Origin of the sequence: Lentzea sp. NEAU-D7 (assembly GCF_026242055.1) — a bacterium.
Lineage (GTDB): Bacteria > Actinomycetota > Actinomycetes > Mycobacteriales > Pseudonocardiaceae > Lentzea.
This window is the reverse complement of the sequence record NZ_JAPJDL010000008.1, coordinates 268309-290077: the sequence shown is the minus strand read 5'-3', so window position 1 is coordinate 290077 and position 21769 is coordinate 268309. Positions and strand designations below refer to the sequence as shown.

Sequence of the window (21769 nt, the reverse complement as noted above, 5' to 3'; positions counted from 1 at the left end):
ACAACGCGCAGGTATTGCCCGTGCACCGGCTTTCAAACTTCACGTCGCGCTGTTAGGCGACGCCATCCCGGCACTCGATCCGCGGTGGCCGAACATTTGGCCCGGAGGGGTGGACCTCGGTCGACCACCTGGTCAGGTGACCGCCGATACGCAGGAAGAACGCACGCGGCGCGTCCCCGGCCACGCCTGGAATCATTCTTGAGGATAGGCTCGCCTAAACAAATCTCGAATTGCGGGGCTCCCGCGGTGGTGGCATCGTCGCGATTACCGAACCTTTCCCACCACGGCAGGAGCGGACATGACCACCCTTGAGAACCCGGCGATGCCCGCAGTCCACGATTGCACCGTGAGCGACTGCTCCTACAACCACGACGGATGCCACGCGTTCGCGATCACCGTGCGCGGCGACAACGGCGCCGCGGACTGCGGCACCTTCATCCCGTTGGGCACGAAGGGCGGCCTGGACAAGGTCGTCGCGCAGGTCGGCGCCTGTTCGCGCACCGACTGCGTGCACAACGCCTCGCTGGAATGCACGGCGCAGAGCGTGAGGGTCGGCCAGGGCGAAGGCGACCACCACGCGAACTGCCTGACGTACCAGCCGCGTTAGCCGTCGTCGTCCTTGCGGTCGACGGCCCGGCCCAGCTCCCGCAGGCCGACGTTGACCGCGATGATCGCCACCGTGCCGGCCGCCGCCACGACGTGCAGCCCGGCACCGGCCAGCGAGCCCACCGCGGCCGCGCACCAGAGCGTGGCCGCGGTGTTCAGGCCGCGCACCGACAGCCCGTCGCGCAGGATGACGCCCGCGCCGAGGAACCCGATGCCGGACACCACCTGTGCGGCGACGCGCGTGGGGTCGCCCTGGCCGTCGAAGCCCTGTGCGGACAGCAGGACGAACAACGCGGCACCCACGGCCACGAGGGCGTTGGTCCGCAGACCTGCCATGCGAGAGCGGTACTGCCGCTCGAAACCGATCAACGCGCCGAGGCCCATGCTCTCGGCGATGCGCAATGTCATGTCGAAGACGTGCATCGTGTGACTCCCCTTGTGTGCAGGGGGTGTGCGTCACACGCCAGAACTGAAGCGTGCGAGGTGGGATGACCTGCGCGGGCAACTGTCGCCTGGCATGTGTCGCTCACCTCGCTTCCTTGTGCCTGGTTGCCGAAACCGGGGGACCACGTTACCGGAGCGACTGCGGGCCGGGCAGGAGAGTGGGACGCGCGTCTCATTCCTCTGGGGAGTCTTCGGGCTCGAATCCGCCGGTTCAGAGCATCGCGAGCGGCGAAGGCCCGTCGGGCGGGGGAAAGGCGCTGTCGAGGTCGGCCAGATCCTCAGGGGACAGGCGGAGTTCCAGTGCCCGCGCGTTCTCCCGGACGTGGTCCGGTGACCCCGCTTTGGGAATCGCGTTCACGTACGGCAGCCGCAGCACCCAGGCGAGCGCGATCTGGGCGGGCGTGGCGCCGTGCCGTGCCGCGACCGACGCCAGCGCGGGGGAGTTCAGCAGCCTGCCCTGCTCGACGGGGGAGTAGGCCATGACCGGGATGCCGGTGGAGGCGTGCCACGGCAGCAGGTCGTGCTCGGGACCGCGGCGGGTGAGGTTGTAGAGGATCTGGTTGGTCTGGCACTGGCCCGGCAACGCCGTGAGCTCGCGCATGTCGTCCAGGTCGAGGTTGCTGACGCCCCAGTGCCGGATCTTGCCCGCCTCCAGCAGCGCCGAGAACCCCTCCACGGTCTCCGCGAGCGGCACCCCACCACGCCAGTGCAGCAGGTACAGGTCGAGCCGGTCGGTGCCCAGGCGGCGCAGCGACGCCTCGCACGCGCGCACGGTCGCGGCGGCGGACGCGTTGGACGGCAGCACCTTCGACACCAGGAACACCTCGTCGCGCCGGCCCGCGACGGCCTCGCCCACGAGCGTCTCGGACGCGCCCGAGCCGTACATCTCGGCCGTGTCGATCAGGGTCAGTCCGAGGTCCAGGCCGGTCCGCAGCGCGGCGATCTCGGCGGAGCGCCTGCCGGGTGTCTCGGCCATCATCCAGGTGCCCATGCCGAGTGCGGGGACGGTCTCGCCGGAGGGGAGCAGCACGGTCATGCGCTCCAGCTTGCCGGGTACGTTGGTCCGATGCGACGTGCGGGCCTGATCCTCCTGGTGCTGCTCGTCGTCGCCCTGGCGGTCACCGCCCAGCTCGTCGACCTGCCCGACGGCGCGGAACTCCGAGCCCTGGTCGGCCGCGCGGGACACGCGGCGCCGCTCGTGTTCGTGGCCGTGTGCGCGTTCGGCACGGCGGTGTTCTTCCCGAAACCGGTCCTCGCCACGGCGGCGGGGCTGCTGTTCGGCGTCGGGTGGGGGAGCGCGCTCGCCGTCGCGGGGTTCACGGCCGGCGCGATGATCGCGTTCGCGATCGCCCGCGGGCTCGGCCGCGACGCGGTCGAAAGCCGGCTCGGGGAACGGCTGGCGGTGCTCGAACGGGTCTTCGCGCGGCGGGGGGTCGAGGCGACGCTCGTGATCAGATTGTTGCCGATCCTGCCGTTCGCCCTCGCGAACTACGGCGCGGGCGTGACGTCGGTGCGCGGCAGGCACTTCGCCCTCGGCACGGCGCTCGGGCTGGTGCCCTCGACGATCCTCGCCGCCGTGCTGGGCGACGCGCTGAGCGATCTCGGCTCACCGCGCTCGATCGTCGCGTTGTCGATCTGGGCCGTGCTGGCGGCCGTGGGCGTGTGGTGGGGCCGGAAATTGATCACAGGAGCCGTACGGGCCTCCTAGACGCCCTTACGAGGTGCGCAAAAAGCCGCCCCGGCGGGAGACCGGGACGGCTTGACGCGTCTGGTGTGGATCAGGCCGTGCGGGTGCGGCGTCCGCGAAGCTCTTCGAGGCGCTCGTCGAGCAGCTCCTCGAGCTCGGGGATCGACCGGCGCTCCAGGAGCATGTCCCAGTGCGTACGCGGCGGCTTGACCTTCTTGATCTCCGGCTCGACCCCGTCGATGATCTTCGACTCGGTGCCGTGGAGACGGCATTCCCAGGTCGGCGGCAACTCGGCGTCGTCGGAGAACGGGACCTCGAAGTCGTGTCCCTTCGGGCAGGCGTACCGCGCTGCCCGGCGCGGAGCGAGATCGTGGTTGCGGTCGGTCTCGTAGCTGACTGCTCCGAGCCGGCTTCCACGCAAAACGCGGTCGGCCATGGCGGTGTCCTTTCGCTCGGCTCAGGGCCGGGGCCCAGGCTTCTTGCTCACCGTGTGCAACGCCCGGATTGCTCCGTTTGTTTCCGGCTCGCTCTCATGGTCGCCCACAGTGACGTCGTTCACTCGTCAACGAAGGCTTCCTACTAATGGATGCGATCGCCACAGGATCGTGACGCGTTATCAAGCTCCTGCGCTCATGCATCACTCTAATGGCCCAGTGGGACCGGTGGGTAGTCGCCTAGGCCAACCGAAGCTGACCACTTTGTGCGACGTCAGGGCCCAGGTCGCCCAACCTAAAGTGACGCCTGCAGAGCACCTGGTAACGGACAGTAGTTTCCGTGGCGTCCGTTACATCGTTGCTCTCCGTACCCGATCGGTGCTGTTCCGTGTCCGTCGCAGTGTCTGCGACCAGAACCGTGTCGCCGGCACGAATCACTCGTCCGGCCCGCACCCGCGCGTTGAACCGTCCCGGCACCCCGCACCAGCACAGAACCTCGACCTGGATGGCCTTCAGCTCGTCCGCGAGCTCGAACAGCCGCTGCGACCCCGGGAACATCTCGCCGCGGAAGTCCGTGGCGAGCCCGAAGCAGTAGACGTCGACCTGGACGTCGTCCGCGAGCTCCGCCAGCTGCTCCACCTGATCGGGCGACAGGAACTGCGCCTCGTCGACGATCAGGTAGTCCACCCGCCGCCCCTCGGCCCACTCCGACCGAACCATCTGGCGGAGATCGTCGTCGCTGATCTCCGCGGCCTCGCGGGTGATGCCGATGCGGCTGGAGATCTGGGGCTTGCCCGAACGGTCGTGCCGCACCAGCAGCAGCCCGCGCCGACCCTGGCGCGAGTTGTTGTGGTCGATCTGGAGCGCGAGCGTCGACTTGCCGCAGTCCATGGGGCCGAAGAAGAACTTGAGGTGCCCGACCACCGGCGTCGAGCGCCGGGAACCAGCGACAGGTACAGCGGAGAGGGCGTCTGTCGGATCGGGAAGGGCGTCCACGGCGGGTCACCCTAGTGCCTGGATCCCGATCATGAGGAATCCCCACGGTCTGCCTCCCTCCTGTCTCCGGTGTTTTCGGCGCGACCTGCTGTTTCGGGACGACATAGCCGCTGCGGGGGCGGATTAAACCTGAAGTCGGCTCGGATCACTCGATAGTTTCAGTGTTGACTGAGGCTCGGGTGTTGCTGAGTGGTGCGGAGGTGATGGGGAGAACGACGCATCGACGGAGAGCGGGCCTCGCGGGGTTTCGGGGCACGTGGCGGAACAGGGGAGCCGTGTGGCTCGGCCAAGACGCCGCGCATCGCAAGGTGGCTTGGCCGAGGGGAGTGCGTGGGCCGAGGGGAGTGCGTGGGCCGAGGGGAGTGCGTGGGCCGAGGGGAGTGCGTGGGCCGAGGGGAGTGCGTGGGCCGAGGGGAGTGCGTGGGCCGAGGGGAGTGCGTGGGCCGGTCGACGGCTCCGCCCCCGCCATTCCCGAGCAGGCGCCGCCACCTGGCGCCTTCGGCAAGCCGCCGGCGCGCGGTGTGACGGCCGCCGAACCGCGAAAGAACCGCCATCCACCTCCCTCGACTCACTCGATAACTTCAGTGTTGACCGAAACAAAACCAGCTCGGCGGTTACGCTTCCCGATATAGCTCGCCTCACGATATATTCAACGACATGAGTGGTCGGATCATGTCCGAGCAGACGTTCCTGGTGCTCACCGCGCTGGCGGAGGAGCCGTTGCACGGCTACGCGATCGTGCAGGCGGTGGAACAGCTGTCCGAGGGACGGATGGTGTTGCGGGTCGGCACGCTGTACGGCGTGCTGGACCGGCTGGTGGCGGACGGGTTCGCCGAGCGCGACCGGGAAGAGGTGCACCAGGGGAGGCTGCGGCGCTACTACAAGCTCACCGACTCCGGTGTGCGGGCGTTGCAGGCGGAGGTCGCGCGGCTGAGCGCCAACGTGCGTGCGGCGAGTGCGGTGTTGCGGGGGAGGGGCGTTCAGGCGTGGGCGGGTCGGGCATGAGGAACCTGGAACGGCGGTATCGCACGCTGCTGAAGGTGCTGCCCCGGTGGTACCGGCGGGACCGCGAGGAGGAGATGGTCGGGATCTTCCTGGCCGACCGGGACGACGACCTCGACCTGGAGCACAGCTGGCCGGGGTGGGGGGAGACGTGGGCGGTGCTCGGGCTCGCGGTGCGCACGCACCTGGCGGCGGGGGCGGCGCTCACGTCGGTGCCGGCGAAGGTGGTGTGGCGCGGCGAGGTCGTGCGGGCGCTGGGGATGCTCGGACTGTTGCTAGGCGTCTTCTTCGCCATGACGGCGGTCGTGAGCGTTGTCGTGGGGTTGGGCAGGCCTTACCAGTCGCCTGATCCGTGGTGGAGGGTTCTGGAGCTGGCGCCGGTCGTGGCGTTCGCGGCGTTGCTGTGGGGGCGGCGGACTCCGGCCAAGGTGGCGGCCGCCGTGCCCGCGCTGGCCGCGGTGGTCTCGCTCGGGGAGCCGGGGTACTTCCTGACGTGGAGCGTGTTCCAGGTGCCGCCGCTGGTGACGTTCGTGTGCCTGTGCCTCGGTTTTCACCGGGACGCGCCGACGCCACCGGCGCGCAGGATGCTGTGGTGGGGCGGGGGAGCGGCGCTGATCGGCGTGATCGGTGGCGTCTCCGCGGGGACCGGGATGCTGACGATCGGGTTGATCACCGTTGTCCTGCGGGTGATCTCGTTCGTGCGCGGTGACTTCGTGCTGGGGCGGGCGTTGTCGTTCTTCGCGGCGCTGCAGCTGGTGCCGTTGCTGTCCCTGGTGATCCCGTCCGGAGGGTTCTTCGTGCCGGCCGGGCTGGTGGCGGCGCTGCTCGTGCTGGCGGTGGTGCTGCCGGTGCGGCGCCGCTCGAAAGCGGCGCCGCAGGTGACCTAGACGAGCACGGGTTCCTTGTTGCCCACGGCCTTGATGGCGCGGCGGACGGGTACGAAGATCAGCAGGACGAAGCCCGCCACGAAGAAGATGATCAGGGCGAGGATGGCGGGCCGCAGGCTGCCGGTGGCCTGGCCGACGCCGGCGAAGACCAGTGGGCCGAGCCAGCTGGTGGAGCGCTCGCCGACCTCGTAGAGCGAGAAGTACTGGGCTTCGCGGCCGGGCGGGACCATCTGGCTGAACAGGCTGCGGGACAGGGCGTTGGTGCCGCCGAGCACGATGCCGATGCCCGCGGCGACGAGGTAGAACGACGTCTCGTCGCCGGCCTCGACGAAGAACGCCGCGGTGATCACGACGATCCACACGACCAGTGAGCCGAGGATCGTCTTCTTGGCGCCGACCCGCTTGGCGACGAAGCCGTGCAGCACGCCGCCGACGAACGCCACGAACTGCACGATGAGGATCACCGTGATCAGGGTCTGCTGGTCGAACTTGAGCTCGACGCTGCCGTACTGGGCGCTGACGTTGGCGACGGTGGCGATGCCGTCGGTGTAGATCAGGTAGGTGCCGAGGAACGCGAGGGTGAGCGGGAAGGCCTTGGCCTGCCTCAGGGTCGTGCCGAGTTCCTTGAAGCCGGCGGAGATCACCGAGGCGCCGTGCTCGCCGCCGTGCGGTCGCTGGTGCTCGGTGAGGGCGCGCAGCGGGATGATCGTGAAGGCGGCCCACCAGATGCCGGAGATGACGAACGCGATGCGCGCGGCGTCGCCGGAGCTGATGCCGAGGGAGTCGGCGGACAGGGTGATGCCGAGCTGGATGGCGAGGGCGACTCCGCCGCCGAGGTAGCCGAACGCCCAGCCGCGGCTGGAGACGGCGTCGCGTTCGTCGGGTGTCGCGATCTCGGGCAGGAAGGCGTAGTAGACGACGACGCTGGAGCCGTAGCAGATGTTGGCGATGATGAAGAGCAGGACGCCGAGCTTCCAGTTGGTGCCTTCGACGGTCGCGAGCGCGATGGTGGCCGCGGAGCCGGTGAAGGCGAAGAAGCCGAGCATCTTCTTCTTGTTCTGGGTCCGGTCGGCGATGGCGCCCATGACGGGCAGCACGATGACCTGGACGACGGTCGCGATGGAGAGCAGGTAGCCCCACAGCGAGCCGGAGGGGAACTGCAGGCCGAGGATCGTGACGTCGCAGCGGTCGAAGGCGTTGTCGTTGGCGCACGGGTTGGTCCCGTTGAGCGCGTTGTCGGCCTTGGCCGCGTTGGTCGCGATGCTCGTGAGGTAGAGCGAGAGGAAGACGGTGATCACGGACGTGGGGAACACGGAGTTCGCCACGTCGTACCAGACCCAGCCGCGTTGTTCTTTCTTGCGGCGCCCGGCGTTGTTGGCGTCGGCGGCGTCGTCGCCCTTGACCTTCATGTCGGCGGACTGTACTTGTCCGCCGACACGTCCATTGATCGACTGTCCAAGCTGTTACCAGCTGTTGCGCGACTGGAGAACTTCGCGCAGGACGTCGGGCCTGTCGGTGACGAGGCCGTCGACGCCGAGGTCGAGCAGGGCGCGCATGTCGGCTTCGTCGTCGACGGTCCAGACGTGGACTTCGAGGGACCTGCGGTGGGCGGCCTGGACGAAGCGGCGGTCGACGATCTGCAGGCGTCCCTGGCTGACGGGGACCTGGGCGACCTGGCCGCGGACGGCGAGTCCGGCGAGGGGGATGCGTCCGGCGGCCCAGAGCGCACCGGCGGAGCGGGGGCCCATGGAGGTGAGCAGTTCGGGGCCGGCGGTCCTGCGCAGGCGGGCGAGGCGGTTGTCGGAGAAGCTGGCGAGGCAGACGCGGTGCAGTGACTTGGCTTTGCGCAGCAGGGTGATGATGGGTTCGACGGCGTTCTCGGACTTGACGTCGATGTTGAAGAACGTGTCGGGGAGTTCTTCGAGGACGTCGGCGAGACGGGCGATGGGTTCGCGGCCGCCGACGCGGGCGCGCCGGACTTCGGTCCAGGGGAGTTCGGAGACGACGCCCTGGGCGTCGGTGGTGCGGTCGAGGGTGTGGTCGTGGTGGACGACGACCTGTCCGTCGCTGGTGGCGTGGACGTCTGTCTCGATGTAGCGGTAGCCCTCCTGCACGGCCCGGCGGAAGGAGCTCAGCGAGTTCTCCATGCCGGTGAGGTCGTCGACGTGCCAGCCGCGGTGGGCGAAGGCTCGGGGGCGCGGGCCTGTGAGGTAGGGATGTGTCACGTGCTGGAGTGTGCCTTCCGGCGATGGCTTCGGGGTGGACGGTGGGTGGCGTCACACTTTCTTCTTTTTCTCTATTACTTCAGTGTTGCCTGAAATAAAACCTGACGGTCTACCGGTCCCAACCGAACCTCCCATCCAAACCAGCAATGGAACAGGCCAAAGCAACGGAAGTTGATCAAACCCCACCCGAAAGCGACACGAACGGCCCTGCGGGTACTGTCCGGCTACCTACGAAGGTCGGGCTTTCTGGCGCGTCGCTGGAGACCACCCACCGCCATTCGCTACCGTCGCGCGCCATGGAGCGCTCCATGGAGGCGGATGAGCCCAGGCACTGCGCGTGGTGCGGGAGGCGGTTGCCCGGGAGTGGGCGGATCGGCCGGCCGCGGCGGTACTGCGCACAGCCGTGTCGTCAGCGCGCGTACGAGCGCAGGGCGGCGTTGCAGCGTGGTGGGTTGCCGGAGGACGCGGTGGTGCTGAGCACCGCCGAGCTGGCGGATCTGCAGGACAGGTTGTTCCAGCTGCGGTGTGCCGCGGAGGATGTGGTGACGGCGGCGCAGGACGGGGCCGAGAACGAGGAGCTGAGGAAGCTGGCCGCGGAGCTGGTGGAGTCGGCGAAGGGTCTGGAGCGGCTGAGATAGCCGTTCGCACATCAGCGAACTGACCGGCGTAGCGGGTTGCTTACGTCCGGTGATCGGACGATCATGACGCGCGTGACCTCCTACTGCCGCACGGTGCTGGACCGAGCGGGTGTCGGCTATGCCGTGACGGATTCGCGCGGGAACCTGTTGTGGTGCAACCGCGCCTTGGGCGCTGTGCTGGGGGTTCCGGTCGAGCAGGCGTACGGGCGGTCGTTGCCGGCGCTGCTGCCGGGGGTGCCCGAGGTGCCTGCTCCGGTGCGTGAGGTGCTGGTACCGGGTCCGAAGTGGCTCGAGGTGCGGTGCTCGCGGCTGGGTGACGACCTGATGTACGAGGTCGTGGACGTGTCGGCGTGGCGTGATCGTGAGCTGACGGTGACGCAGGAGGCGGACGCGTTGCGCCGGGCTCAGGCGCTGGGGCGGATGGGCACGTGGGAGTGGTCGATCCGCGAGGACCGGGTGACGTGGTCGGACACGCTGCTGGAGATGTTCGGGTTCGCGCCGGGGACGGCGTTCGACTTCGAGATGTACTCGCACCTGGTGCACCCGGACGACCTGCCGATGATCGAGGAGACGCTGGACGCGGCTCTGAAGACGGGGTCGGTGTTCACGTACACGCACCGGATGTTGCGGCCGGACGGCAAGGAGCGGGTGTTCGAGTGCTTCGGTGAGGTCGTCGTGGGGGACGACGGCACTCCGTTGCGGGCCTTGGGGACGGCGCACGACGTGACGCAGTCGTCGCGGGTGCACGACGAGCTCGTGCGGATGGCCGAGCAGGATCCGTTGACGGGTCTGCCGAATCGCCGGGCGTTGACGCGTGCGTTGGAGCAGGAGCTGGCGAACAACGGTTCCGGTGCGTTGCTGGTGCTGGATCTGGACAACTTCAAGGACGTCAACGATCTGCGTGGTCATGCGGTGGGTGACCGGGTGATGCGGATGCTGGCGAGTGCGTTGCAGTCCCGTTTGGGTGACAGGTTGATCGCTCGTCTGGGTGGTGATGAGTTCGCGGTGGTGTTGCCGGGGGCGTCGCCGAAGGACGCGTCGGAGGTCGCTGACGGGTTGCGGGACGCGGTGGCGGGTTTTCCCCTGGCGGGGATCGGGACGCCGGCGCGGATCACGGTGAGCACGGGGCTGGCGGAGTTCGGGCCGGGTGACTCGTGGGAGTTGGTGCTGGCGAACGCGGATCTGGCGTTGTACGCGTCGAAGGCGGCGGGCCGGGACCGGGTGACGGTGTACGAGCCGAACCACTACGCGGACACGGTGAAGCGGGTCAGTGTGCTGGACCGGTTGCGGGCGGCGCTGGCGGGTGGCGGTCTGGCGTTGTACGGCATGCCGATGGTGGAGCTGGCGACGGGGCGGACGCTGGGGCACGAGTTGTTGCTGCGTCTGGAGGACGGGCAGGAGCCGTATCTGGGGCCGGCGGACTTCCTGCCGGTGGCGGAGCGGTCGAACCTGATCCTGGAGGTGGACCGGTGGGTGCTGACGACGGCGATCGACGCGTTGGTGGCGCAGCCGGATCCGCGGTTGCGGTTCAACGTGAACGTGTCGGGGCGGACGCTGGAGGATCCTGACTTCGGGAACTTCGTGCTGGACAAGCTGGGGTCGGCGGGGGTGGCTCCTGGCCGGTTGGGTTTGGAGATCACGGAGACGGCGGCGGTGACGAACCTGGACGCCGCGGTGACGCTGGCGACGCAGCTGCGCAGTTTCGGGTGCCGGATCACGTTGGACGACTTCGGTTCGGGGTTCGGGTCGTTCGTGCACCTGAAGCACCTGCCGATCACGGGTATCAAGATCGACGGTGAGTTCGTGAAGGGCATCGAGACGAACGACGCGGACGCGGTGCTGGTGTCGGGGATCGTGCAGATCGCGAACGGGCTGGGGTTGTCGTCGGTGGCGGAGTGGGTGGAGCGACCGTCGCAGGTGGACGCTTTGCGCAAGCTCGGGGTGCGGGTGGGGCAGGGGTTCCACCTGGGCAGGCCGGTGCCGTTGCGTGACGTGGTGAGTGCGGAGCGCATGCCGCCGAATGGCGCATTGTCGTCTCAGGTGGTCGGAGCAGAGGATGGTGCGCGCTCCTGATTCCCGCCCGATGGGATGCCTGTGTCGTCTTGTGGTCTTCGTCGTCTTGAGTTGAGTGTTGCCGAGCCTGAGTCGTCGGTGGATTTCTTCGCCGGTGTGCTGGGGTGGACGGTGATCGCGGAACCGGGTGGGTCGTTCTCGGGCTGGGTGGGTGATCGGCTGGCGGCTCAGGTCGTTGCGGGGGACCGTGGCTGGCACGTGGTCTTCGGTGGTGACGAGCGGCGGGAGCTGGTCGGGAACTCCTCTGTGGACTCGGGTCGTGTCCTTCATGGTCCGTGGGCGCCGCCGCCTCGGCATGGTGAGCCGTGCTGGGTGGAGTTGATGACGGGGTCGCCCGAGGACGGGTCCTGGCTGGCGGCGCTCGGTTGGGAGAGCAGGTCCGCGGCTGAGGACTTCGTGTTGTTCACGTCCGCGCGGCATGGTGGTCCGCGTGCGGTGGCGGGGCGTTTGACGACGTCTCGTGCGGTGGGCTGGCAGACGTATTTCGCCGTGGACGACGTCGCGGCGGCGTGTGCGCGGGTGTCCGAGTTGGACGGCCGTGTGCTGATGGAGCCCACGACCGTGCCGACCGGGTTGATCGCGTCGATCGAGGCCCCGCGCGGCGGCTCGTGCGTGTTGCTGGAGAAGCCGGCGGGCTGGGGCGGGGCTTGGTGCGGCTAGGGAGCGGTCACTGGTCCAGTTCGGGTGGGAAGCCGCCGGTGGCGATGGGGCCCCAGCTGTCGATGGTGATGCGGATGAGGGACTTGCCCTGGCGGAGCATGGCGGCGCGGTACTCGTCCCAGTCGGGGTGTTCGCCTGCGATGCAGCGGTAGTACTCGACGAAGTCGTCGAGTGCGTCGGGGAGGTCGAGGACTTCGGCGGTGCCGTCGATCTGGACGTAGGCGTCGTCCCAGTCGTCGGAGAGCACGCAGATCGTGACGGAGGGGTCTCGGCGGGTGTTGCGGACCTTGGCGCGCTGGGGGTAGGTCGCGATGACGATGCGGCCGTGGGAGTCGACGCCGCAGGCGACGGGGGAGACCTGCAGGCCGCCGGTCGAGGAGCGGCGGGTGATGAGGACGCCGTGGTGGCGGGTGGAGAGGAACTCGAGCAGCTGCGGCCGGTCGACGAGGTCGGCCGTGGCGATCTTCGGCATGATGTGCAGCATGGCACGCTTCACCTCGTTCGACGGCACCGAACTCGCCTATCGGGAAATGGGTGAGGGGGTTCCGCTCGTGGTCCTGGCGGGTGGTCCTGGCCGGGCGTCGGAGTACCTGGAGACGCTGGGCGGTCTGGACGCGTCGCGGCGGCTGGTGGTGCTGGACAACCGGGGGACGGGGGCGTCGGACGAGCCGGCGGATCCGTTCACGTACCGGCGGGACATGCTGGTGCGGGACGTGGAGATGCTGCGGCGGCATCTGGGGCTGGACGTGGTGGACGTGCTGGGGCATTCCGCCGGTGCGGGGATCGCGATGGGGTATGCGGCGGACTTCCCCGGTCGTGTCGGGAAGCTGGTGCTGCTGACGCCGGCGTTGCGCAGTGTGGGGTTGTCGCCGGAGCAGAGCGACTGGGACGTGTTCCTGGCGGCGCGGGCGGATCAGCCGTGGTTCGAGGCGGCGACGGCGGCGCTGGCGCGCAACGCGGCCGGGGACGACTCGGTGGAGAACCGGGTGGCGGCGTCGCCGTTGCTGTACGCGCGGTGGGACGAGCGGGCGCGGGCGCACGCGGACGCGGAGCTGGGTCAGTGGAAGTACGAGGTGGCGCTGGGCTACAACGCCGAGGGCGCGTTCGTGCCGGGGGTGTTGCGGCGGGCGCTGACGGAGTTCGACCACCCGGTGCTGGTGTACGCGTGTTCGGAGGATCCGATCTCGCCGGTGCGGCGGTGTGTGCAGCTGGCGGAGTTGTTCCCGGACGTGACGCTGTACGTGCACGAGGGTGTGGGGCACTACCCGTGGGTGGAGGACCCGGAGCGGGTGTCGGCGCAGATCGCGGCGTTCCTGGGCCGCTAGAAGATCTGGGCGGTGGCGACGCGGTCGCGGCCGTTGCTCTTGGCCTGGTAGAGCGCTTCGTCGGCGGCGAGCAGCAGGGGGCTGAGCTCGGTGGCGGTGTCGGGGTAGACGGCGGCGCCGACGGAGGCGGTGAGGCCGGCGACGACCTGGCTTTCGCCGAGGCGGTCGAGCACGACGATGTGCAGGCTGGCGATCTCGAAGCGGATGCGTTCGGCGGTGGCGCGGACCTCGCCGTTGCTGACGCCGGGCAGCAGGACGGCGAACTCCTCGCCGCCGAAGCGGCCGACGAGGTCGTAGGAGCGCACGGAGTGTTTGAGCGCGTCGGCGACGGCGCGCAGGACGCGGTCGCCGGCGAGGTGGCCGTAGGTGTCGTTGATGAGCTTGAAGTGGTCGAGGTCGATGATCAGGACGCCGACGGTGGAGGTCAGGCGGCGGGCGCGTTGCAGTTCGCGTTCGGCGACGTCGTGCCAGAAGGTGGCGTCGACCAGGCCGGTCTTGGAGTCGGTGCGGGCGGCGACGCGGAACTGGGGCAGCAGCAGGCCCATGTGCAGGGCCAGGACGGTGAGCAGCAGCATCGGGGTGAGCCAGGGCCGCCAGTTGAGGATGATGGCGACGCCGGAGCCGAGGCCGACGGAGGCGAGCACGATGAGCACGTCGGAGGCGTTGCCCAGGGCGGTGCGGACGGGGTTCTGGCGGTTCGTGAAGTAGATCGCGGTGACGACGAGCGCGTAGTTGATGAACCAGTAGAGGAATCCGGCCGTAACCAGTGCCAGGAGACCGAGTGGTCCGTCAACGTCAACAGCGCGGTCGGGGAACCAGCCGAGGACGAGTTGCGCGGCGGCACTGCCCAGGACGACAGTGGCCGCGGAGAAAACCTTGCGGAACAGGACGGCCCGTCGCTTGTAGACCCGGAACCACGAGTGCGTGTAGCTGATGACGATCAGCGCCACGAGCAGTGGCATCGGTAGTACGAGCACGCCCGCGAACAGCCACACGGACTGCATGTGGGCGTGTGGCGATCCTTCGGCGCCGATTTCGCGGATCCGCTCGATTCCCCGTGCCGCTTCCAGGTGCAGTACGGCACCTCCGGCGAGCAGCAGGAACCAGGTCGGGTTCAAGGCCTCGGCAGGGGTACGCCATGCGGTGGCGAGCGTGACGAGGGTCGCCGAAACAACCACCGTCACGACATAGGCCAGCACCACAGGAGGAAGCGACCATAACTTCCACCGGCGCGGGTCGAGCCAAGGCACGCTGCCACCCCCACACCACCGTCCAGGAACCAACCACTGTAGCTACCGGGTCACGCAAAGTCGTGGCTCCATGTGGGGGACCTCACCGTGAGTAATCCTCACAGTTCGTGCCCTAAGTCCTTTCGCAGTTCCCGCACAACGAACACCCATAGGAGCAGTCATGATCAACCGTGTCTCCGCCGCCGGCCGTCCCGTTCGTCCGACCGACTGGAACCGCCCCACGGACTGGAACCGTCCGACCGACTGGCGTCGCTGAGCCGCCACAGGGTTGCCGCACCGCCTGCCGCGAGCACTCCGAGTGCTCCGGCGGCGGCGACGACCTGGTGGGCGGCGACGGTCTCGGCCGCCAGGCCCGCCAGCGCCACTCCGAGTCCCTGGGACACGCGCAGCGCGGTGACGGCCAGGCCGAACGCCTGTCCTCGTGAGGAGTCCGGTACGGCGCGCACGAACCGCGTGTTGGCGACCAGGTGGTAGGCGCTGGCCGCTCCGGACAGGGCGAACATTCCCACGCTGACGACCAGGCCCGGCCGCAGTGCGGCCGGGACGAGTACCGCGCACGCGGCGATGGCCAGCCACGGCATCATCCGCAGCTGCCGTCGTTCGCTCAGGTGCGCCACCACGAGCATGCCCGCGGCCGCGCCCGCGGCGTAGGCGCCGAAGAGCAGGCCGACGCCGGCCGGTCCGGCGCCCAGCGACGCGGCGTAGGGCACGGCGAGGGCCTCGCCGACGATGTAGAAGCCCGAGACGCAGGCGAGCGCGACCAGTGCGCGCAGCCGCCGGTCGCCCCACACCAGTTTCGTGCCGCCGACGAGGTCGGTGGGCCACGCCCGCACGTGCGCCCGTGCCGGTGCGGGCCGGTCGAGCAGGTAGGTCCCGGCCAGCAGTGCGGAGATCCCGAAGGTCAGGGCGTCGGCGACGAGCACCGGTGCGGGGCCGAGCCAGGCGACCAGGGCGCCGCCGGTGAGGAACCCGGCGACCTGCGCGGCCTGGGTGAGGGTGCTCAGGACCGCCTGGCCCATCGAGTAGCGCTCGTCGGGCAGGATGTGCGGCAGCAGCGCCGCCCGTGCCGCTCCATGCGGTGCCCCGGCGAACTGCACGAGCACGACCAGCGACGCCAACGCCCACAGGGGCAGTCCCGGCACGGCCATGACCAGCAGCAGCGCGGCCCGCACGAGGTCGGCGGCGACCATGACGCGTTTGCGGGCGAACCGGTCGGCGAGCCCCGAGAGCAGGGGCCCGCCGAGCAGGTCGGGCAGGAACGTCAGCGCGTAGGTCATCGCCGTGAGGCCCGCGCTGGCGGTGCGGTCGTAGACGTGCACCGTCAGCGCGACCCTGGCGAACTGGTCTCCGGCCACCGACACCACGTGCGCCACGAGCAGGGCGCGGAACTCGCGATCGCGGGCGAGGTCGCGGTAGCCGGGCATGCGCTACAGGATGGACGACCAGAACCCGCACTGGTGATCTCGGGAGAAATCGGCGGGTCCGATCTTGCCGGCGGCGAGTGACTGCACGCCGGCGCGCCATCCCGGGTGGCCGGTGCGGGCGAAGCGGCCCCACGCGGTGATCATGTAGTCCGACAGCTCCCGCTGACCCGCCGTCAGCGGCACGCCGAAGTCGAACAGCAGCGGCAGCTCCGAGGCGTGGAACGCGCCGTAGCCGCCGGGGAACGGCGGCATGCCGGGCAGGAACATCGGCACGTCGCGGTCGGCGAACTCGTATCCCGACACCGGTGCGTGCCTGCCCAGTTCGCGGCGGGTCACCTGCGAGGTGCACGACCAGGACCTGTCGGTCAGCAGCCGGGCGATCTCGTCGCGCGCGTCGCCGTTGCCGTTGACGGGGTAGCGCGCCGCGACCTCGTCCGCGTTCGGGCCGAACAGGGCCGTCAGGGTCGTCGCGTAGGCCTGTTCGGGTATGGGCTGCGGGAAGATCAGTGGTGCGAACAGCGTCATCTCGTCGTGCGTCGTGCCGACCATCGCCGGGACCCGGTGCATGCGGCCGGTGCGCTGTGCCACGACCGGGTCCACGGGCAGCAGCGCCGTGTCGTAGGCGGGGGAGGAGAACGTGTCGTGCACCGGCAGCAGTTTCTCGACCGGTTGCGCGCGCAGGCACGCGAGGTCGGCACAGCCGGCCGTGCCCACGCCGAGCTGCTCGACCTCGGTGCGCGGTTTCCACAGGTGCTCGAACTCGCCCGGCCGGGTGGACGAGGGCGAGTCGACGCCGCACGGACCGGACTGGATGATCGCCTTGGCGAACAGGCCCGCCGCGCGGGGTGAGGCGAGCTGGGCGCAGATGCTCAGCCCGCCCGCCGACTCGCCGAACACCGTGACGTTGCGGGCGTCGCCGCCGAAGGCCCGCGCGTTGCGCTGCACCCACCGCAGGGCCGCCTGCTGGTCGGCGAGCCCGAACGTGCCGGAGCCGGGCAGGCCGGGGTGGCCGAAGAACCCGAACACGCCCAGCCGGTAGTTGACGGTGACGACCACGGTGTCGTTGCGGGACGCGAGCCACCGGGCGTCGTACATCGACGCGCCTCCGCTGGTGAACGACCCGCCGTGGATCCACACCATCACCGGCCGCGGCTTGCGCGCGGTGCCGGCCGGGGTGGTGACGTTGAGGTACAGGCAGTCCTCGGTCTGCGACGGCGGGGAGCCCAGCCCCGCGGCCTGCGCGCACATCGGCGCGGGTGTCGTCGCGTCCCGCACGCCCTGCCACGGCGTGACCGGCTGCGGGTCGCGCCACCGGTTGTGCCCCACCGGGGCGGCGGCGAACGGGATGCTCCCGAACGTCCGCACCTGCTCGGACACCGTTCCGCGCACGGCGCCCTTGTCCGTGCGCACCACCTCGGCGTCGCCTCCGGCCGTCGCCGCAGGCGCCTGGATGACGGTGAGCGTCATCGCGGCGGCCAGTGCCACCGTTGCGATCTTTGCCATCAGAACCCCCTTCGGACTCGAACGTAGCGAGGCCGGGCAGGCGCGGAAACCGCACAAAGACCACATCTCGGGGCATCGAAAGGCGAACTCGGGGATCACCTGTTGCCGACATACCGACCGGTCGGTACCCTCCGAGTCGTGGGTGACTCAACAGGCAACGACCTCCCCGGCGGCCAGCGGCCCGAGGTCGACGCGCTGATCTTCGACTGGGGCGGCGTCCTGACCGTCTCCGTGCCCGAGTTCGTCGGCGCCTGGCTGCACGCCGAGGCCATCGACCGCGACGTCTACGGCCGCATCATGCGCGACTGGCTGGGCCGCGACGCCCTGCCCGGCAACCCCGTGTACCGCCTGGAGACCGGCGAACTCACCGTGCCCGAGTTCGAACGGCTGCTCGCGGCCGAGCTGATCACCACCAGCGGCGCGGGCATCGACGAGAACGGGCTGCTCAAGCGCATGTTCGGCGGCGCGACCCCCGACCCGGCGATGGTCGAGCTCGTCCGCGGGGCCCGCGCCGCCGGCCTGCACACCGCGCTGCTGTCCAACAGCTGGGGCGAGGGCTACCCGAAGGACCTGCTGCTCGAACTGTTCGACACCGTCGTGATCAGCGGCCGGATCGGCCTGCGCAAACCCGACGAACGCATCTACCACCACACTCTCGAGCAGGTCGGTGTCCCCGCCGCACGATCGGTGTTCTTCGACGACGCCCCCGTCAACGTCGAAGCCGCCCAGGCCGTCGGCATGCACGCCTTCCGCCACACCAGCGCGGACAGCACCCGCGCCCACCTCGCCACCCTCGGAGTGAACCTGTGACCGACCTTCCCGGCCTCGACCTGCAGGCCCTGGCCACGCACCTGGGCACGGGCCCGCTCACCGGCGAGCTGTTCCGCGGCGGCCGCTCCAACCTCACCTACCGCATCAGCGACGGCACCCGCACCTGGGTCCTGCGCCGCCCGCCGCTGGGCCACGTCCTCGCCACCGCCCACGACATGGCCCGCGAGTTCCGCGTCATCTCCGCGCTCGCCGACACCACCGTCCCCGTGCCCGGCGCCCACCAGCTCGTCGAGGACACCTCCGTCATCGGCGCGCCCTTCTACCTCATGCAGGAGATGCCCGGCGCCGCCCTGCGCGAACGCGGCCAGTGCCCGTGGCTCACCCCCTCCGACGCCCGCACCCTGTCCGAACGCCTCGTCGACGTGCTCGCCGACCTGCACTCCGTCGACCCCGCCTCCGTCGGCCTGCAGGACTTCGGCCGCCCGGAGGGGTTCATGGCCCGGCAGGTCAAGCGGTGGGGCAAGCAGCTCGACGCCTCCCGCAGCCGCGACCTGCCCGGCATCGACGAACTGCGCGACAAACTCGCCGACACCGTCCCGGACTCGCCGCGCGCCGCGATCATCCACGGCGACTACCGCCTCGACAACGCCCTGGTGACGCGGGACCCGCTCGCCATCAGCGCCGTCCTGGACTGGGAGATGGCCACCCTCGGCGACCCGCTCGCCGACCTCGGCCTGCTCTACGTCTACTGGGCCGGCCTGGGCGTCGACAACGACCCCATCACCGGCAGCGTGCCGTCCCTGCCCGGCTTCCTCACCGCCGACGAGCTCGTCGCCCGCTACACCGCCCGCACCGGCACCGACACCTCCGGCCTGGGCTGGTACATCGCCTTCGGCTACTTCAAGCTCGCCGTCATCGTCGAAGGCATCCACTTCCGCTTCGCCAGTGGCAAGACCGTCGGCGCCGGCTTCGAAAAGCTCGGCGCGTTCACCGTTCCCCTCGTGCGGCAGGGACTCGCCGCCGCCCACAAGGAGCTCTAATGGACTTCGCCTACGACGCCAAGACCGAGGAACTGCGCACCAAGCTCCTCGCGTTCATGGACTCCCACGTCTACCCGGCCGAAGCGGTCCTCGAACAGCAGCTGCACGACGCCGCCGACCCGTGGGAACGCCAGCCGATCCTCGAGGAGCTCAAGGCCGAGGCCCGCCGCCAAGGCCTGTGGAACCTCTTCCTGCCCGACGCCGAGCACGGCGCGGGCCTGACGAACCTGCAGTACGCGCCGCTGGCCGAGATCACCGGCCGCAGCCCCCACCTCGCCCCCGAGGCGCTCAACTGCGCCGCCCCCGACACCGGGAACATGGAAGTGCTCGCCATGTTCGGCACCGACGAGCAGAAGAAGCAGTGGCTGCAGCCCCTGCTCGACGGCGAGATCCGCTCCGCGTTCTGCATGACCGAACCCGAGGTCGCCTCCTCCGACGCCACCAACATCGCCACCCGCATCGAACGCGACGGCGACGACTACGTCATCAACGGCCGCAAGTGGTGGTCCTCCGGCGCGATGAACCCCAACTGCGCCATCTTCATCGTCATGGGCAAGACCGACCCCGACGCCGAACGCCACCGCCAGCAGGCCATGATCCTCGTCCCGCGCGACACCCCCGGCGTCACCGTCCAGCGCGCCCTGCACGTCTTCGGCTACGGCGACCACGCCCACGGCGGCCACGCAGAGATCCTGTTCGAGGACGTCCGCGTCCCCGCCTCCAACCTCATCGCGGGCGAGGGCGAGGGCTTCGCCGTCGCCCAGGCCCGCCTCGGCCCCGGCCGCATCCACCACTGCATGCGCCTGATCGGCATGGCCGAACGCGCCCTCGAGCTGATGTGCCGCCGCGTGTCCTCGCGCGTCGCGTTCGGCAGGCCCATCGCCACCCAGGGCGTCGTGCACGAGTGGATCGCCGAGTCCCGCGTCCGCATCGAACAGGCCCGGCTGCTCGTGCTCAAGACCGCGTGGCTGATGGACACCGTCGGCAACAAGGGCGCCCACACCGAGATCCAGGCCATCAAGATCGGCGTCCCGTCGATGACCGAATGGGTCCTCGACAAGGCCATCCAGGCCCACGGCGGCGCCGGCGTCAGCCAGGACTTCCCGCTCGCCGAGCTGTGGGCCGCCACCCGCACCCTGCGCCTGGCCGACGGCCCCGACGAGGTCCACCGCATGTCGCTGGCGAAGAGGGAACTCAGGAAGTACGTGTAAGGACAGGAAGACCACGCCAGACAGACCGACGTGCTGGCGATGCTCGACGACACGGGTGGCACCCCGACGCGCTCTTCGCCGAGGGGGTCACCCGTGTCAGAGGTGGCCCGGTCGCCGGGACCCTCGGCCGTTGCTGCCGCCGACGGAACAGCCCAGGTGCGGTGATCACGAGCGTTGTTGACAGGCCTTGATCATGGCCTTCGCGTCCCAGCGCATCTCCCGCGCGACCGCCGACGAGTGGATGCGCCGCTGGCTCACCAAGGGCGAGACAGGACTGCGCGACCGCTCCAGCCGTCCGCTCACGACCCCGAACCGCACCGCCCCACGACTCGAGGCTCAGGTGTGCCGGCTGCGGCAGACCCGCCACCACCGACCGGCGCCGCACTCGCCGGCCAACCACCCATCAGCCGGGTCAACAACCCTGCGGATCAACGCACCTACTCCACGAACAGGCAGAACGGGTGCCCGTCGGGATCGATGAGCACCCGCACGGTCTCCTGAGGCTGGGTCCCGGCGAGCACCGCCCCGCACGCCACCGCGTGCCGCACCGCCGCGTCGAGGTCGTCGACCTGCACGTCGAGGTGCTGCGACGCCGTCTGCTCACCCGCCGCGCTCGGCCACACCGGCCGGCGGAAGTGCCGTTCGCGCTCGAAACCGAGCGAAAGCCCGCCCTCGACGCGCACCAGCGCCCAGCCGTCGTCCGCCGTCTCGACGGTGGCGCCGAGCAGCCGCGCGTAGAACGCGGCGAGCTCGCGGGGCTGCGACGTGCCGACCGTGACCGAGGTGAGGGAGAGGCGCACGCCGCTCACGCTAGTGGTGCGGCCGCCGGTTGTCGGGCGTTCAGTTGTTCAGCGCCTCACGCGCCGCCAGGGCCGCCCGGCAGGCGTGCACGAAGTCCCAGAACACCTCGGTCGTCGTGTGCCGCCGATCCGACCGCGAGTTCTCCTCGAACATCGCCGAGCGCAGGGGAGTCGTCAGCTCCAGCTGCCCGCCCTGCCGCCCGCGGGTGCGGTTCGCGATGTTGGCCCGGTCGTAGCCGCCCAGGACGGGGTGGTCCACCGCGTCGACCGTGTGGAAACCCGCCCGCCGCAGCCGCGTCAGCAGCTCCAGGCGCAGCAACGCGTCGCGGCCGCCGACCAGCACCGCCCGGTCGTGGTCCTCCAGGCCCGCCGCGGCCGCCGTGCACCCGTGCAGGCCCAGCGCGTGCGAGGCACCCGACACCAGCTGCCGCGCCACCCGGTCGTCGCAGTTCGACGACGTCACGTGCAGCTCGTCGTTCGAGGCCGTGCGCAGGCCCTCGAACATCCAGTAGTCGTGGGTCTGGCCGATCGGCACCCTCGTGGAGGGGTGGAATCCCGCGATCGCGAGGCACAGCTCCGAGGTCCCGACCTCGATGCCACCGCCGTGCGGGGCGAGCACGACCGACGGGGTCCGGGGCCGGTGCCGCTTGAAGCGACGCCGGTAATCCACCCGTTCCACCAGTCGGGGATCTGCGTAAAGGTCGGAATTGGACGCGTAGACGTCCAGCGCCGTCCACTGGGGCTGCGGTCTCATGGCGGGCGGAAGCCTACCGGGCGTCACCCGGACGGCCGC

22 protein-coding genes and 2 pseudogenes are annotated in these 21769 nt (G+C 69.9%); 12 read left to right on the top strand and 12 right to left on the bottom strand.

The window, feature by feature from the left end; genetic code table 11:
* Window positions 1-298: 298 nt before the first annotated feature.
* Window positions 299-607, top strand: a complete 309-nt coding sequence (locus tag ORI60_RS18920; RefSeq protein ID WP_266038837.1) for a DUF1540 domain-containing protein — start codon at window positions 299-301, stop codon at window positions 605-607.
* Here ORI60_RS18920 and ORI60_RS18915 read toward each other — a convergent pair.
* Together ORI60_RS18915 and ORI60_RS18910 are read right to left on the bottom strand one after the other, a co-directional pair.
* Window positions 607-1029 (bottom strand): annotated as a pseudogene (locus ORI60_RS18915) (MgtC/SapB family protein); the annotation flags it as partial. The gene ORI60_RS18920 and the pseudogene ORI60_RS18915 sit on opposite strands and share 1 nt — an antisense overlap.
* A 232-nt stretch (window positions 1030-1261) precedes the next feature.
* Entirely contained in the window at window positions 1262-2086 is an 825-nt protein-coding gene (locus ORI60_RS18910; protein WP_266038835.1) for an aldo/keto reductase, read from the bottom strand.
* Window positions 2087-2116: 30 nt separating this feature from the next.
* Between ORI60_RS18910 and ORI60_RS18905 the strand changes: the two genes are divergently transcribed.
* Complete coding sequence (locus tag ORI60_RS18905; RefSeq protein WP_266038834.1) at window positions 2117-2758, top strand: TVP38/TMEM64 family protein; 642 nt, start codon at window positions 2117-2119, stop codon at window positions 2756-2758.
* Between the two features lie 70 nt (window positions 2759-2828).
* Here ORI60_RS18905 and ORI60_RS18900 read toward each other — a convergent pair whose 3' ends face one another.
* Together ORI60_RS18900 and ORI60_RS18895 are read right to left on the bottom strand one after the other, a co-directional pair.
* Window positions 2829-3173, bottom strand: coding sequence for an RNA polymerase-binding protein RbpA (locus ORI60_RS18900; protein WP_030475310.1), 345 nt, complete (start codon window positions 3171-3173; stop codon window positions 2829-2831).
* Window positions 3174-3411: 238 nt separating this feature from the next.
* Window positions 3412-4167 carry a thymidine kinase gene (locus ORI60_RS18895; protein ID WP_266038831.1) on the bottom strand — a complete coding sequence of 252 codons (756 nt, stop codon included), beginning with the start codon at window positions 4165-4167 and terminating at the stop codon, window positions 3412-3414.
* A 657-nt stretch (window positions 4168-4824) separates the two neighbouring features.
* Here ORI60_RS18895 and ORI60_RS18890 point away from each other — a divergent pair.
* Window positions 4825-5172, top strand: a complete 348-nt coding sequence (locus ORI60_RS18890) for a PadR family transcriptional regulator (protein WP_323055924.1) — start codon at window positions 4825-4827, stop codon at window positions 5170-5172.
* Window positions 5169-6056: a hypothetical protein gene (locus ORI60_RS18885; RefSeq protein WP_266038830.1), complete on the top strand. Its 888-nt coding sequence runs from the start codon at window positions 5169-5171 to the stop codon at window positions 6054-6056. Before ORI60_RS18890 ends, ORI60_RS18885 begins: the two co-directional genes overlap by 4 nt.
* On the opposite strand, the gene ORI60_RS18880 is transcribed toward ORI60_RS18885, so the two are convergent.
* Both ORI60_RS18880 and ORI60_RS18875 read right to left on the bottom strand, forming a co-directional pair.
* On the bottom strand, window positions 6053-7465 hold the full coding sequence (locus tag ORI60_RS18880; RefSeq protein WP_266038828.1) for an MFS transporter: 1413 nt from the start codon (window positions 7463-7465) through the stop codon (window positions 6053-6055). The two genes, ORI60_RS18885 and ORI60_RS18880, sit on opposite strands and share 4 nt — an antisense overlap.
* 54 nt (window positions 7466-7519) lie before the next feature.
* Complete coding sequence (locus ORI60_RS18875) at window positions 7520-8281, bottom strand: glycerophosphodiester phosphodiesterase (protein ID WP_266038827.1); 762 nt, start codon at window positions 8279-8281, stop codon at window positions 7520-7522.
* Between the two features lie 296 nt (window positions 8282-8577).
* Between ORI60_RS18875 and ORI60_RS18870 the strand changes: the two genes are divergently transcribed.
* The 3 genes from ORI60_RS18870 to ORI60_RS18860 all read left to right on the top strand — a co-directional run bounded on the left by ORI60_RS18870 (window position 8578) and on the right by ORI60_RS18860 (window position 11652).
* Window positions 8578-8919 (top strand): hypothetical protein, encoded by a 342-nt coding sequence (locus ORI60_RS18870; protein ID WP_030475304.1) that lies wholly within the window; start codon window positions 8578-8580, stop codon window positions 8917-8919.
* Window positions 8920-8991: 72 nt separating this feature from the next.
* Window positions 8992-10992, top strand: a complete 2001-nt coding sequence (locus ORI60_RS18865; protein WP_266038824.1) for a putative bifunctional diguanylate cyclase/phosphodiesterase — start codon at window positions 8992-8994, stop codon at window positions 10990-10992.
* A 15-nt stretch (window positions 10993-11007) separates the two neighbouring features.
* Window positions 11008-11652, top strand: coding sequence for a VOC family protein (locus ORI60_RS18860; RefSeq protein WP_266038822.1), 645 nt, complete (start codon window positions 11008-11010; stop codon window positions 11650-11652).
* 7 nt (window positions 11653-11659) lie between these two features.
* On the opposite strand, the gene ORI60_RS18855 is transcribed toward ORI60_RS18860, so the two are convergent.
* Window positions 11660-12124 (bottom strand): PPOX class F420-dependent oxidoreductase, encoded by a 465-nt coding sequence (locus ORI60_RS18855; protein ID WP_266038905.1) that lies wholly within the window; start codon window positions 12122-12124, stop codon window positions 11660-11662.
* Between the two features lie 10 nt (window positions 12125-12134).
* Between ORI60_RS18855 and ORI60_RS18850 the strand changes: the two genes are divergently transcribed.
* A complete protein-coding gene (locus ORI60_RS18850; RefSeq protein WP_266038820.1) occupies window positions 12135-12977 on the top strand; it encodes an alpha/beta fold hydrolase in 843 nt (280 codons plus the stop codon).
* Here ORI60_RS18850 and ORI60_RS18845 read toward each other — a convergent pair.
* From ORI60_RS18845 to ORI60_RS18835, 3 genes are all read right to left on the bottom strand, one after another.
* Window positions 12974-14161 (bottom strand): sensor domain-containing diguanylate cyclase, encoded by a 1188-nt coding sequence (locus ORI60_RS18845; protein ID WP_266038819.1) that lies wholly within the window; start codon window positions 14159-14161, stop codon window positions 12974-12976. The genes ORI60_RS18850 and ORI60_RS18845 overlap by 4 nt on opposite strands.
* 230 nt (window positions 14162-14391) lie before the next feature.
* Window positions 14392-15651 carry an MFS transporter gene (locus ORI60_RS18840; protein WP_266038818.1) on the bottom strand — a complete coding sequence of 420 codons (1260 nt, stop codon included), beginning with the start codon at window positions 15649-15651 and terminating at the stop codon, window positions 14392-14394.
* A 3-nt stretch (window positions 15652-15654) separates the two neighbouring features.
* Window positions 15655-17154 (bottom strand): carboxylesterase/lipase family protein, encoded by a 1500-nt coding sequence (locus tag ORI60_RS18835; RefSeq protein ID WP_266038816.1) that lies wholly within the window; start codon window positions 17152-17154, stop codon window positions 15655-15657.
* A gap of 138 nt (window positions 17155-17292) precedes the next feature.
* Here ORI60_RS18835 and ORI60_RS18830 point away from each other — a divergent pair, with 138 nt between their 5' ends.
* The 4 genes and pseudogenes from ORI60_RS18830 to ORI60_RS18815 all read left to right on the top strand — a co-directional run.
* Window positions 17293-17964: an HAD family hydrolase gene (locus tag ORI60_RS18830; RefSeq protein WP_266038814.1), complete on the top strand. Its 672-nt coding sequence runs from the start codon at window positions 17293-17295 to the stop codon at window positions 17962-17964.
* A complete protein-coding gene (locus ORI60_RS18825) occupies window positions 17961-18965 on the top strand; it encodes a phosphotransferase family protein (protein WP_266038812.1) in 1005 nt (334 codons plus the stop codon). The genes ORI60_RS18830 and ORI60_RS18825 overlap by 4 nt, the downstream gene beginning before the upstream one ends.
* Window positions 18965-20176 (top strand): acyl-CoA dehydrogenase family protein, encoded by a 1212-nt coding sequence (locus ORI60_RS18820; RefSeq protein WP_266038811.1) that lies wholly within the window; start codon window positions 18965-18967, stop codon window positions 20174-20176. The genes ORI60_RS18825 and ORI60_RS18820 overlap by 1 nt, the downstream gene beginning before the upstream one ends.
* A 202-nt stretch (window positions 20177-20378) precedes the next feature.
* Window positions 20379-20567, top strand: a pseudogene (locus tag ORI60_RS18815) (leucine zipper domain-containing protein); the annotation flags it as partial.
* A 46-nt stretch (window positions 20568-20613) separates the two neighbouring features.
* Here the strand turns inward: ORI60_RS18815 and ORI60_RS18810 are convergent.
* Together ORI60_RS18810 and ORI60_RS18805 are read right to left on the bottom strand one after the other, a co-directional pair.
* Window positions 20614-20976 (bottom strand): VOC family protein, encoded by a 363-nt coding sequence (locus ORI60_RS18810; RefSeq protein ID WP_266038810.1) that lies wholly within the window; start codon window positions 20974-20976, stop codon window positions 20614-20616.
* Between the two features lie 40 nt (window positions 20977-21016).
* On the bottom strand, window positions 21017-21730 hold the full coding sequence (locus ORI60_RS18805) for a poly-gamma-glutamate hydrolase family protein (protein WP_266038808.1): 714 nt from the start codon (window positions 21728-21730) through the stop codon (window positions 21017-21019).
* Between the last annotated feature and the right edge of the window lie 39 nt (window positions 21731-21769).